This is a genomic window from Vibrio algivorus (assembly GCF_030161215.1).
In the GTDB taxonomy this organism is placed as follows: Bacteria; Pseudomonadota; Gammaproteobacteria; order Enterobacterales; family Vibrionaceae; genus Vibrio; species Vibrio algivorus.
Genome location: NZ_BSPV01000010.1, coordinates 145,844 through 159,069, shown reverse-complemented (window position 1 = coordinate 159,069; position 13,226 = coordinate 145,844). Strand labels below are relative to the sequence as shown.

The following is a 13,226-nucleotide window of genomic DNA, read 5'->3' as shown; positions in this document are numbered from 1 at the left end:
TGACTAGGGCGCGTTGCTTCTCGAAAAAGATAGAAACCGATAGTGAGAGACTATCGGTTTTTTTGTGTATAAAGGACGGGGTAAAGCTGTTGGGATTAATGGTTTTTGGTTGATTGGGTTTAATGACGTAATTCATTTTTGAGCATAGACGACTTAGGATTATTGAACTAAACCATTTCTATCAGACTAGGTGGAGTAACTTGACGCCTTAAATATTTGTTAGCCATGTTTTCGCCAATCATTCATTATTTGAAATAAAGCATATTGCTTAGCTAGTTTAAAGGAAGCTTCACTTGAATTAGGAGCAAAGAAAGAAATAGGCTCTCTTATTGAAACAACGAAGCACAAAAACTCAATTGAACCTTTAGCTTTGTAAAAATTAATAGGTGCACCATAGTCAGAATCAGAAAATGCTCCGTGTAATATGCCATGGCGATTAGTTTTATCACGATGAGAATATCGCGCTGAATTAACGTAAAGATTATTATTAGTAAAGTGAACAAATGAATCTAACATTGCTACGATTTCATCCACTGCACCAAGTTGGTTTGCAATTACGTTTTCTTTAGAGTATTCAGCTAATGAAACAAAAACATTTTTAACATACTTTTCTGATATGCCTTTAGATTCTAGTATTTTCCGACCCACTCCTTCAATTACGGGAATAAGACCAGATACAGCAACATGGTGTAACCCTACAATTGCTTCAGCGATGATGAGCTTATAATCAGAGATATAGGGAACAATAGGATACCGATGCTTTACCATTGCAGCCAAATGGTCGTGGGTATAAATAAGGCTAAGTCGTGATTCTAAATTGGAATCATTATTTTGGGAAATATCCCCTGCAATTTCAACTAAATACTCCATGTGAACATAAGGTGGAACAAACCACCCTGCTTTATTAAATAGTTCTTTATAGTAATCCATTCAATTCAATTAACTCAATTTAATGGCTAACGCCTTGCTCACCGGAAAATTAGGAGCGCAGCGGGGAATTTTTCCGAATACAGCAACTTGTTAGGCTACACAGGCTTGACCTTATCACCAACATTAGGATCATCAAAAGGCATAGCTTCTTTCTCCGGCTCCTCAACAACCTCGCTACTCAATGAGGCTAGAATCCCTGTTTGACGACGAATTACACGGCCTCTTGAAACTACGCGATTAGATTTTATTGTGGTCATTTTGGGCTGAACATGGGTTGCTGTTCCTGTACCTCTAATTATTTCCAAATTACCCAAACTTTCTCCTGTTTCAGGATCAGTCAATTCATCTGGGTCAACATAATAAACTAAAAAGTGATCGCCTTTTGTCACGCCATGCTCTGAGCCACGATTAATTACAAGGGTGTATTCATCATTTACCTTTGCAACTAGCGCTGGGTAATTTGATTTTTGTATGTTATCTGCCATTTGAAATATCCTCTAAGATAAAGCTCGGCACAGATGCTTTAACAATTAATTTTTTCAACTCATCTTTAGAGTTAGCCATGATTTGGCTGAGCTTTTCACCAAAGTCATAATTATCCGTAATGACTATTTGGACTTTTTTATCATTCTGTACGTTTATTACTTTACCTACCCCTACAAGCCTTTCTAAATCATCTTCCAAGTAGTAAACAGAAATAATGGCATCATGTGATAAAAGTGGCGTAGGTTCCACTAAAAACAAAGCACAAGCTCCTGAGTAAGCTCTCGGCGCATCCTTAACATACATTACACGAGGGATTTTCGAACCTGATTCTTGGCATGCAGTCCATGCAGCTCTCAACGCAACAACCACTGCAAAAAAAACCACAATTATTGCGGGCAAAATATACTTCAATTCAATACTGCTGGTCTCAGGCACCAAGTAAAAGACTAGAAGGGCACCAATAAAGCTTAGAAAGGTTAATATCGCTCCCCAGCTTTTTATAGTGCTCTCCCATAGGAGACTACCAAAGGACAATTGTTTCATTTATAAATGAATCTCCTAAACATGATTTGTAGCCTAACAATTTAATAGACGGAAAAAATCCGTATAGTCTTCCCTCTATCTTCCCAGTCACTTTTTGTGACAGCAAGCTAAATAACTAAATTTATTCCTAAAGTAGAACTTATCTCATATTCACTCAGCATAAAATGCGGAAATAATCCGTATAGTTCACCAAAGCAAACTCATGATAAAGAGGATAGCTATAGAACAGAATTTAACAAACATGAATAACTCCGACCCAGTCATCCCGCACATGAGCCTAAGCGAAGAAGATGCGGGATCTCACTTTCACGTAAGTTTCATTGGTGTGAGAGATTCCGGATAATTCGTCCCTCATTTCCGGAATGACAGGTTTTAGCATACTCAAAGCCTAGAGTATGACTTGGCTAAAAAACAAAAAGGCCGCTAGATTTTCACCTAGCGACCTTGTTTAAATTTGTCTCAAGCCATCTTTTCCGAGCCACGAGTAACGTCTTTACCGAGCCCCGCTACTCCACATTCTTAATTTGCAGCTCTTTTGGCACTTCAAAAAACATATTTTCTTCACGGCCTAGTACTTCTTCTACATCACGTCCGCCTAGCTCTTTAATACGCTCAATGATTTGATTGACCAGCTCTTCAGGAGCCGATGCGCCTGCTGTAACACCAACTTTAGTTTTACCATCAAACCAAGCAGGATTAATATCTTCAGAACAATCGGTCAAATAGCCTGGAGTGCCTAGTTTTTCTGATAGCTCTTTTAGTCGTGTTGAGTTTGATGAGTTTTTCGAGCCAACTACGACCATCACATCAACGCTACCAGCCAAAATACGTACCGCATCTTGACGGTTCTGAGTCGCATAACAAATGTCATCTTTGCGCGGCCCTTGAATTTCAGGGAAAGTTTTACGTAAGGCATCAATCACATCAGAGGTTTCATCAACCGATAAGGTAGTTTGGCTAACATAATGTAAGTGAGTAGGATCTTTTACCACTAGTTTTTCAACATCTTCTGGACGCTCAACCAGATACATACCACCGGTTTCGCTAGCGTATTGCCCCATAGTACCTTCGACTTCTGGGTGCCCTGCATGACCTATCAGAACCACTTCCATATTGCGGCGACTCGCACGAGCAACTTCCATATGAACTTTGGTTACGAGAGGACAAGTGGCATCAAAAACCGTTAACTGACGTTCTTTGGCTTCTTGACGAACCGCTTGAGAGACACCGTGTGCTGAGAAGATAACAATATTGTCATCTGGCACTTCTGAGAGTTCTTCAACAAACACCGCGCCACGCTGCTTTAAGCCTTCAACCACAAAACGATTGTGTACCACTTCATGACGAACATAAATTGGTGGCTGATACATTTCTAATGCACGTTCAACAATACTGATCGCACGGTCTACACCAGCGCAGAAGCCACGTGGGTTGGCTAACAAAATTTTCATGTCTTGGGTCATATCTCTGATCACTTAAGCGGCAATGAATGGCGCTATTCTACCGATAACGTTTTTACAGGCAACCATTATCCCTAAATGCCAGCTATTCTACTGCTAAGATTTCCACATCAAAAACGACGTCTTGACCAACAAGAGGATGATTAAAGTCAACCTTTACCGACTCACCGGTAACCTCAGAAATAATACCCGGAATCTCCATACCATCTCGGCCATTAAAAGCCATGATGGTGCCGACCTCTAACTCTTGACCATTAAAACGGTTTTTATCCATATATTGAATAAAATCTGGGTTAGGTTCTCCAAAAGCATCTTTAGCTTCAAGCTCTATCGCTTTGCTTTCTCCGGTAGTTAAACCAATAAGGCAGGTTTCAAAGTTAGGGCTTAAACTGCCATCCCCCATGGTGAATTTAGCCGCTTTTCCCATATTGTGGGTACTATCAGCCACCGAGCCATCTTTTAGCTTAATGGTGAAATGCAAAGTGACCGTACTCTTTTCTGTAATTATCGACACGAAAAATCCTTATTCTTTAAAATCAGCTTTACACGAGAAACGTTAACGGATTATATAAAAAAGCGCCGCTGGAAAAACCGACGGCGCTTGTAAATTGAAGCTAAATACCAAAATTAATTCTCTGGTTGCTCTTTTTTAGAGCGAAAACCGTCAAGCACAATCATAACGGCACCAATACAAATGGCTGAATCTGCTAAGTTAAAGGCTGGCCAGTGATAATTGCCCCAAAAGAAATCGAGATAATCCACCACAAAACCATGCACAATTCGGTCAAATACATTGCCGAGTGCGCCACCAATCACTAAAGCATAAGCAACATTGTTCCAACGTTCTGTAGCAGGTAACTTACGCATCCACCACATCAACACGCCAGTCACAGCAAATGCAATGCCTGAGAATAACCAACGTTGCCAGCCTTCTTGATCACTTAAGAAGCTAAATGCTGCCCCTAAATTATGAACATAAAGTAGGTTAAAAAATGGCAACACTTCAATACGGTTTGCCCAACCATATCCCATGTTATCCATGACAATTAACTTAATGCCAATGTCTAAGCAAAATACCAGAGCCGCTAGCCATAGCCAGCGAAGCCCTGTTTGTTTAATGAGATTACTCATATTAAGCGAACTCATAGTTATGCGAATTTACGAACTTCGCCGTCACCATCAACGTTAGTCACACAACGACCACATACGGTTTCATGACCAGCAATAGTGCCAACATCGGCCACATGGTGCCAACAACGATCACACTTCTCAGCTTCTGAAGCCGCAACTTCTACAAATAAACCTTCAACGTCGGTTTCTTTGGCTGAGTCCGTTTTCTCGCTAAGTGGTTTCACTTGTGCTTTAGAAGTTAATAGTACGAAGCGCAATTCATCTTCAAGTTTATTGATGGTTGCGGCTAACGCATCCTCTGCGAACAGAGTCACTTCCGCTTGTAGTGAACCACCAATCGTTTTGTCGTTACGAGCCGCTTCTAACAATTTGTTAATTGAAGCACGAACCGTTTGGATTTGAGTCCAGAATTCGTTGTTTAGTTCTTCACCTTCTACTAGACCAAACAGACCATCGAACCATTCACCAGTAAACACGAACTTATCACGAGCCTCACCGTTTGGCAGTTTAGCTGGCATTTCATTCCAGATTTCATCGGCAGTAAATGACATGATAGGAGCCATCCAACGAACCAATGCTTCTACGATGTAGTAAAGCGCAGTTTGACAGCTACGTTGTGCATGACCACCACGTTTTGCTGTGTACTGACGGTCTTTAATTACATCAAGGTAAAATGAGCCCATTTCAATTGAACAGAACTGCATTAAGCGCTGAGTAACGCCGTGGGTGTTGTATTCTTCATACGCTTTAACGATTTCGGTTTGCGCTGCTTGTGCACGAGCTACCGCCCAACGATCTAGTGCCACCATATCTTCCGGTGCCACCATATCGGTTGCTGGGTTGAAACCATTTAAGTTTGCTAGGAAGAAACGTGCCGTGTTACGAATTCGTCGGTACGCATCTGCGCTGCGCTTTAGGATTTCATCAGAAACCGCAACTTCACCAGTGTAATCGGTTGAAGCCACCCATAGGCGCAGGATGTCAGCGCCAAGCTTGTTAGTAACATCTTTTGGCGCAACCACATTACCGATAGATTTCGACATCTTACGGCCATTACCATCCACCACGAAACCGTGAGTTAATACTTGTTTGTATGGTGCTTTATCTTTGATCGCAACAGAGGTAATCAACGATGATTGGAACCAACCGCGGTGTTGATCCGAACCTTCTAGGTAAAGATCAGCGCTGTTGCCATTGAATTCCTCACGGCTATCTACCACCGCAAAGTGAGTAGCGCCAGAGTCGAACCATACGTCTAGAGTATCAAGAACTTTTTCGTAATTCGCCGCATCCGCTTCGCCCATAAGGTCGGCGATTTCAACATCCCACCAAGCTTGAATGCCTTTTTTTTCCACTAATTTGGCAACTTTTTCAATCAATTCAGGCGTATTAGGGTGCAGTTCAGCGGTTTCTTTATGTACAAATAAAGCAATTGGCACGCCCCAAGTACGTTGACGAGAGATACACCATTCAGGGCGACCTTCGATCATGCCTTCAATACGACTTTGACCCCATTCAGGCATCCACTGAACATTTTTAATTTCGCTTAACGCTTTCGCACGTAGACCCGCTTGATCCATCGATACAAACCATTGTGGGGTTGCACGGAAGATGATCGGAGTCTTGTGACGCCAGCAGTGTGGGTAGCTGTGCTCATAAGCGTGATGATGCAGTAAAGCGCCTTTTTCTTTCAATACTTCAAGTACAGAATCGTTGGCTTTAAATACATGTTGACCTGCAAATAGCTCAGTATCTGGTAAGTAAACACCGTTTGAACCGACTGGGTTAGCGACTTCTAGATCGTAGTGTTTACCAACCACGAAGTCTTCTTGACCGTGGCCAGGAGCCGTGTGAACCACACCCGTACCTGAATCAGTTGTCACGTGATCGCCTAAAATAGCAGGCACGTCAAAATCGTAGAATGGGTGATTAAAACGAGCCAGCTCTAAATCTTTACCGGTTGCAAAACCTAGGTTGTGGAAGTGCTCAATTCCAGCACGATCCATCACTGATTTCGCCAGTTCAGAAGCAACAATGATACGCTCAGCAGGTTGGTCGCCATGAGCTTCAACTTGAATCAATACGTACTCAAGATCGTCACGTAAACAAACTGCGCGGTTCGCCGGTAGAGTCCAAGGAGTCGTTGTCCAAATAACGATAGACACATCACCTTGGCCTTGATGACCGTCTTTGCAATCAAACTTAGCCACGACTGCCGCTTCATCTGCAGCTTTAAAGCGTACGTCAATTGAAGGGGACACTTTATCTTTGTATTCCACTTCCGCTTCTGCCAACGCTGAACCACAATCAGTACACCAGTGAACCGGTTTAAAACCTTTTAATAAGTGACCTTGATCGGCAATCTTACCGAGTGCACGGATAATGTTCGCTTCAGTATCAAAATCCATAGTGCGGTAAGGTTTATCCCACTCGCCCATGATACCTAAACGCTTAAAGCTTTCTTTTTGGCCTTCAACTTGACCAGCCGCGTATTTACGACATTCTTCACGGAATTCAGCCGCAGAGATTTTTTGACCAGGTTTGCCTTTTTTCTTCTCTACCATCAATTCAATCGGTAGACCGTGGCAGTCCCAACCTGGAACGTACGGCGCATCAAAGCCAGATAAGGTCTTTGACTTAATAATAATATCTTTAAGAATCTTGTTTAGAGCGTGACCAATATGAATATCACCGTTGGCATAAGGAGGGCCATCGTGTAATACGAAGGATTTTTTACCTTTCTTTGCAGCACGGATTGCGCTGTAAAGATCTTCTTTGTACCAACGCTTAAGCATTTCTGGCTCACGATTGGCCAGATTTCCGCGCATTGGAAACCCTGTTTCAGGTAGATTCAGAGTATCTTTATAGTCAGTCATCGATTCTTAATTCCGTTACATTTGGGCGACATTAATTAAAAAATTCGCAGTGATACTCAATTAATCGAGCGTCTCTGAAAACATATTGTGTTCAAGTAACCACACCCTTGCTACTTGCGCATCTAATTCTATTTGCTGTTTTAGCAATTCGAATGAATCAAATTTTTGTTCATCTCGAATTTTATGTAGCAACACAACTTCTAATTGCTTGCCATATAAATTCTGTTTGAAGTCGAATAAATGTACTTCAAGTTGTTGGCGTATACCATTGACCGTCGGCCTGTTACCGACATTAGCAACGCCACCAAGCACAGCATTGCCATCGGCACCGACCACTTTCACCACAAAAACACCAGAAACTGGCGACACATTACGTTTTAATGGAATATTCGCGGTTGGAAAGCCAATGGTTCGACCTAACTTACGGCCATGCGATACGCGGCCATTAATACTGTAATCACGGCCTAGCATAGTCTTAGCAGACGCCAAATCATCACTCGCTAATGCTTGGCGAATCGCGGTACTACTCACTCGAACTGCAGAGTCAGTTTGTTGGGCAATTCGTGCTGGCATGCAAAAGCTTTGTGTATTGACGACTTGAAAGCCATATTTATCCGCTGCTTTTTGTAAGTCAGAAAAACTACCCTGGCGATTTTTCCCAAAACAAAAGTCATCACCAACCACTAAAAACTTAACCCCAAGTTTCTTAATTAGCAATTCACTAATAAAATCTTCAGGGCTTAAATTGGCAAACTTTTGATTAAAATTAACACATAATAAGCGGTCAATTTTACATTTAGATAGTTGGGCAAACTTATCACGTAGTCGAGTTAGCCTTGCAGGCGCAGCTTGCTTAGCAAAAAACTCCATTGGCTGAGGCTCAAACGTCATCACAACCGAAGGCAACCCTAGAGTCTCAGCTTGTTCACAAAGTTGCTTTAATACTTTTTGATGTCCTAAATGGACCCCATCAAAATTACCAATGCTGAGAACACACCCTGAATGATGTGCCTTAATATTGTGAATGCCTCGAATCAATTCCATACGGTTTCTATTTACCAAATTTTTGCTTCGCGTTAAACCGGCGAATTATATACGTAATGCCCTTAATATGCGAGCGTCACGCACCCTTGTTATTGCCAATTAATCGGCTTTCAGATGTTTCAAGCGGACACCAAATAACGTGGCAGAAACCAGATAAACCGCCGCACCTAAACCAATCAAACCTCCTAACCACATGGTTCGTTGAGAAATCGACCAAGTTAACCAAGTAGCAAAGTCAGCCATTTGCCAATTAATCACTGCAACCATCAAGCCCCCTGCCAGAGAAATTTTCACTGCAAAAACAATGGTTTCTTTTGATAATCGATATACGTTGGCAATATGTAAACCACGATATAGTAGCCCCATATTAACTAAAGCAGAAAGAGAAGTTGCTAGCGCCAAGCCTACATAACCAAAGAAGTAAGCAAAAATGGCATTGAATACAATATTCGTTAACATGGCAATTATGCCGTAACGAACCGGGGTTTTTGTATCTTGTCTTGAGTAGTAACCTGGTGCTAATACTTTAATTAACATGAAGTTCAGTAAGCCCGTGGCATAAGCAAACAAAGACAAAGAAGCATTCTGAACATCTGTTGATGAAAATTCGCCGCGCATAAACAGCACCATTAACATGGGCTTAGCCAGCACGATCAAACCACACATTGCAGGCACACCAAGTAATAACACCATGCGAACCCCCCAATCCATTGTCTTGGAGAACCCATCGCTTTCTGCATCAACATGCTTACGTGACAATGCAGGTAAAATCACTGTTGCAATGGCTATCCCAAACAAACCTAACGGGAATTCTAATAAACGGTCCGAATAATAAAGATAACTGATTGAACCGGTTGCAAGAAAACTGGCAACCGCAGAATCAAACAATAAATTAATCTGGCTAACAGAGACCCCAAATAGTGCAGGGATCATCAATGTACGAATCTTTTTTACACCCGGGTCATTCCATCCCCACTGCGGACGAACGATCACTTTTTGCTTTAATAAAAATGGAATTTGAAACAAGAACTGAGCTAAGCCACCCAGAAATACCCCAATAGCAAGCCCCACTTCTGGCTGCTCTAGATTCGGCGAAATATATAAGGCGGCTAAAATCATCATGATGTTTAAAAACACCGGGGTAAACGATGAAACAGCAAATTTACCTAAGGTATTTAAAATCGCCCCAGATAAAGCAACAAACGTCACAAACCACAGGTAAGGAAAAGTTATCTTCAACAAGAAACTTGCCAAAACAAACTTCTCAGCTTTCGGGCCATCATGCAACCAATCCATAAACCAACCGGCACCAAAAATGGCAGTAACCACACCAGAACCCAGCACCCCAAGTAAAGTAACTATGGTGACTAAAACGCCAAGAGTTCCTGAAACTTTAGCGATTAACTGACGAGTCTTATCCATATCGCCAGAGGCATGATATTCCGTTAATACAGGAACAAAGGCTTGAGAGAATGCACCTTCAGCAAATAAACGACGTAGGAAGTTAGGAATTCGATTGGCAAAAAAGAATACATCGGCAGCCGCACCTGCCCCCATTAAATTTGCCACTACAACATCACGTACCAGCCCCAATACCCTAGAAACAAATGTCATGGCGCTAACGATTAGCCCTGATCGTAATAGTTTTCGACTCACGTGTGCCTCGATAAAAAAATAGTCATAAACGACAATAAGCCCTCAGCGGCCAATTTATCTCTAGTTGAGCATAAATTTGCCATCAATGAGTGACTTTGTAATGAGATAATATATACCCAAGCGACTCCAAGATGCAGAATTCAGAGCTATCATCCAGACCTTTAGGCAAGGAAGATTGGCGAAGGAATGTAGGTATCTTTCAAATCAATCTGACGCAGCATAAAGATTTGGATGAAGCTCCCGAAGGGCAAGTTAAAACAAGCTTTATGTTGCGTTAAATTGAACAGAGATAGAATCACTATGATCATATTCAATTTGTCTTACCTAAAGCTTGTTTTATTCTTGCTGAAACTTACACCCTGAAGTTACTTGGGTATAGCATTGGTATTCAAATGCTGATAGAATCCACGCCATCTTAACCGCGATAGCCATACTTCACCAAAATTTTGTTTGGTAAAGATTGGTTCTTGCACAAATCTGTTGACATTTTTTTTGGAAAAAGGCATAGTCCTCGCCCTTAAATTGTCACCGAACTAAAGTTTTTTGGGAGTTAGACCCTTGGCAAACAGTAAATCTGCTAAGAAGCGCGCTATCCAAGCTGAGAAACGTCGCCAGCACAACGCTAGCCGTCGTTCTATGATGCGCACTTACATGAAAAAAACTATCGCTGCTATTGAAGCTGGCGATAAAGAAGCTGCAACTGCTGCACTAGTTGAAGTTACACCATTACTAGACCGCATGGCGACTAAGGGCCTTATTCATAAGAATAAAGCTGCTCGTCACAAGTCTCGTTTTGCTGCAGCGATCAAAGCACTTTAATTTTAAAGTTGTTTAATTGCTAAAAACCGACCTTAGGGTCGGTTTTTTTATATCTAAATTTTATTTTTCGAAGAAATTACTTATCGCAATACAAATGATGCAACTGGTTAATCAAGGCTTTTACTTCATCACTTTGCAACGAGTAATACACCGTTTGTGACTCTTTACGAGTAATGACAAGTCCATCTCGGCGTAACCACGCCAAATGCTGAGATAATGCTGATTGGCTTAAAGGTAACTTTTCACACAACTGCCCAACTGATAATTCATTTTGATGCAAAATACATAATATCTGTAATCGATTTTCATTGGCCATGGCTTTCAGAAGAACCACAGCTTGAGAAAGATTGCTTTCCATATCTTTCAAATCCATCTAACTGCCTCACTATTGATAAGGGGAATGCTCACAAAGGTTGAAATAACCCACTAAAATCCGCATCACATACATTCTTTACAGAGGGGTGCTGGATCATCCTTTCTGCAAAAATAACATAATATTCTTCTTTCAAATCTTCGACCTCTGCAATCAAATGCAAAGGAAATTCATCTTCGACTTCTGACAAGTATAAGTTAGGCGCAAGAAAAATGGCATCAGTATGATAACGAGCAAAGGCTTTCATTAATGCAGAATCATCAAACTCCCCTAAGATATTAGGCGTAATCCCCAATCTTTCAAACCAATGCATGACATTACGCCCCATTGATGTTCTTCTTCCAGGAATCAGCAATTTTCTTTGAGACAATGCTGCTGGAAAATCATGTTCCTCAATCGGCAGAGAAGAATAAAAGCTCATTTTGCATTCCCCTAGCTTCTTACTATACAACCCTGGACTTTGACTCGAATCGACCGGACAGTCTGATAGAATCATATCTAACTTATGTTGAGAAAGTTGCTCTAATAGCAATTCATGAGTGGACTCAAAACAGCGTAAGTGAATGCTGTCATCTTCAGGTACTGTATTTAACAGAATTTTGCTGACAAGCCTTTTTGATAACGCATCCGCTACCCCAACATCAAACAATACATTTTCTTGCTGAGAGTAATTAACGATATCCAGCATTTCATAGCTAAGGCCAAACATTTTATCGGCATACTTAAATACCAATTGACCAAGCTCGGTAGGCTCAACACTGCGGCCACTGCGCTTCATCAACTTGCCATTCATACGCTCTTCAAACGCTTTAATTTGTCCGGTCACCGTTTGAGGCGTTAAGAACAAAGCTTCTGCGGCTTTTGCCACCGACCCTTGTTTACATACCATCCAAAAGTAATACAGATGGTTATAATTCAAATGTGACATTTATTGCCTCGAAAAAACCATAAATTAGACTTTTATAATATGTTTTTTCCGAGCTATTAAAAAGCCCTTATTTAGTCATACAATACTAAATAAGGGCTTAAATTTATGATTAATGTATTTAACGCGATTTAAACGGAGAAAGGATATTTAATCGCATCATGACATTGATAATCTGTCACTTCAAAATCATCCAACGTTACCCAAGTTTCCAAATCTTCTAACGTTTTAATCTTAGGATTGATATGGAATTTAGGCGCTTCAAATGGCGTGCGCTTCAATTGGATATCACGCATTGGTGCGAGTTGGTCTTCATAAATATGACCATTAACGATCTTATGATAAGCAACGCCAGCTTTTTTTCCGGTAATTTGCGCCATAATAGCTAAGAACACATACACTTGAACCATATTAAAATTAAGGCCTAGCGGCACATCACATGAACGCTGAGTGCTGTTTAAATATAGCGTATCACCAAGTAGAGAAAAATGATGGCTGTACATGCATGGACGCAAACACCCCATATGAAACTCACCTGGGTTATAAAAATTTAAAATTTCACCACGATCATCAACACCACGGGTTAAATCATCGACAATTTTACGTAATTGGTCGATATGTCCGCCATCCGGTTTTGCCCAGCTTCTTCCTTGAACGCCATAAACTCGCCCCATATCATCTTCACCTTTACGGTAAGGATTATCGAGCCAAGCCTGATTTAAGTTGGCATTAGCATCCCATGTTTTGGTGCCCAACTTACGGAAATCTTCTGCATTATCATAGCCACGAATATAACCTAACAACTCAGCAACGGCAGACTTCCAAAAGCTCTTACGTGTGGTCACTAAAGGGAATTGATTGTTGCCAACATCATAGGTTAGATCGGCATTAATAATCGTCAGGCAGCGTTTACCGGTACGTTCATTTTCAACCCATTGGCCTTCATCAATAATACGCTGGCAAAGTTCTAAATACTGTTTCAC

Annotated in this window: 13 protein-coding genes; 1 reads left to right on the top strand and 12 read right to left on the bottom strand. The window is 41.3% G+C overall.

Translation table 11 applies throughout. From position 1 onward, the window contains the following. Window positions 1-219 precede the first annotated feature (219 nt). From QQJ93_RS15665 to murJ, 9 genes are all read right to left on the bottom strand, one after another. Complete coding sequence (locus tag QQJ93_RS15665) at window positions 220-930, bottom strand: hypothetical protein (RefSeq protein ID WP_089124799.1); 711 nt, start codon at window positions 928-930, stop codon at window positions 220-222. A 95-nt stretch (window positions 931-1,025) separates the two neighbouring features. Then, a complete protein-coding gene (locus QQJ93_RS15660) occupies window positions 1,026-1,415 on the bottom strand; it encodes a hypothetical protein (protein ID WP_089124800.1) in 390 nt (129 codons plus the stop codon). Then, a complete protein-coding gene (locus QQJ93_RS15655) occupies window positions 1,405-1,959 on the bottom strand; it encodes a hypothetical protein (RefSeq protein ID WP_089124801.1) in 555 nt (184 codons plus the stop codon). Before QQJ93_RS15655 ends, QQJ93_RS15660 begins: the two co-directional genes overlap by 11 nt. 506 nt (window positions 1,960-2,465) lie before the next feature. Then, window positions 2,466-3,422, bottom strand: a complete 957-nt coding sequence (ispH, locus tag QQJ93_RS15650) for a 4-hydroxy-3-methylbut-2-enyl diphosphate reductase (RefSeq protein WP_162497276.1) — start codon at window positions 3,420-3,422, stop codon at window positions 2,466-2,468. A gap of 82 nt (window positions 3,423-3,504) precedes the next feature. Then, window positions 3,505-3,933, bottom strand: a complete 429-nt coding sequence (fkpB, locus tag QQJ93_RS15645) for an FKBP-type peptidyl-prolyl cis-trans isomerase (protein ID WP_089124802.1) — start codon at window positions 3,931-3,933, stop codon at window positions 3,505-3,507. A gap of 113 nt (window positions 3,934-4,046) precedes the next feature. Then, a complete protein-coding gene (lspA, locus tag QQJ93_RS15640) occupies window positions 4,047-4,565 on the bottom strand; it encodes a signal peptidase II (protein ID WP_089124803.1) in 519 nt (172 codons plus the stop codon). A gap of 2 nt (window positions 4,566-4,567) precedes the next feature. Then, complete coding sequence (ileS, locus tag QQJ93_RS15635; protein WP_089124804.1) at window positions 4,568-7,426, bottom strand: isoleucine--tRNA ligase; 2,859 nt, start codon at window positions 7,424-7,426, stop codon at window positions 4,568-4,570. A 60-nt stretch (window positions 7,427-7,486) separates the two neighbouring features. Next, window positions 7,487-8,470, bottom strand: coding sequence for a bifunctional riboflavin kinase/FAD synthetase (gene ribF / locus QQJ93_RS15630; RefSeq protein ID WP_089124805.1), 984 nt, complete (start codon window positions 8,468-8,470; stop codon window positions 7,487-7,489). Between the two features lie 99 nt (window positions 8,471-8,569). Next, entirely contained in the window at window positions 8,570-10,126 is a 1,557-nt protein-coding gene (gene murJ, locus QQJ93_RS15625) for a murein biosynthesis integral membrane protein MurJ (RefSeq protein WP_089124806.1), read from the bottom strand. A gap of 558 nt (window positions 10,127-10,684) precedes the next feature. Between murJ and rpsT the strand changes: the two genes are divergently transcribed. Continuing rightward, window positions 10,685-10,945 (top strand): 30S ribosomal protein S20, encoded by a 261-nt coding sequence (gene rpsT, locus QQJ93_RS15620; RefSeq protein ID WP_089124807.1) that lies wholly within the window; start codon window positions 10,685-10,687, stop codon window positions 10,943-10,945. Between the two features lie 76 nt (window positions 10,946-11,021). Here the strand turns inward: rpsT and QQJ93_RS15615 are convergent, their stop codons facing one another. The 3 genes from QQJ93_RS15615 to QQJ93_RS15605 all read right to left on the bottom strand — a co-directional run bounded on the left by QQJ93_RS15615 (window position 11,022) and on the right by QQJ93_RS15605 (window position 13,226). After that, complete coding sequence (locus QQJ93_RS15615; RefSeq protein ID WP_089124808.1) at window positions 11,022-11,318, bottom strand: ArsR/SmtB family transcription factor; 297 nt, start codon at window positions 11,316-11,318, stop codon at window positions 11,022-11,024. Between the two features lie 31 nt (window positions 11,319-11,349). Further along, a complete protein-coding gene (gene nhaR / locus QQJ93_RS15610; protein WP_089124809.1) occupies window positions 11,350-12,246 on the bottom strand; it encodes a transcriptional activator NhaR in 897 nt (298 codons plus the stop codon). Between the two features lie 128 nt (window positions 12,247-12,374). Then, entirely contained in the window at window positions 12,375-13,226 is an 852-nt protein-coding gene (locus QQJ93_RS15605; RefSeq protein ID WP_089124810.1) for a thymidylate synthase, read from the bottom strand.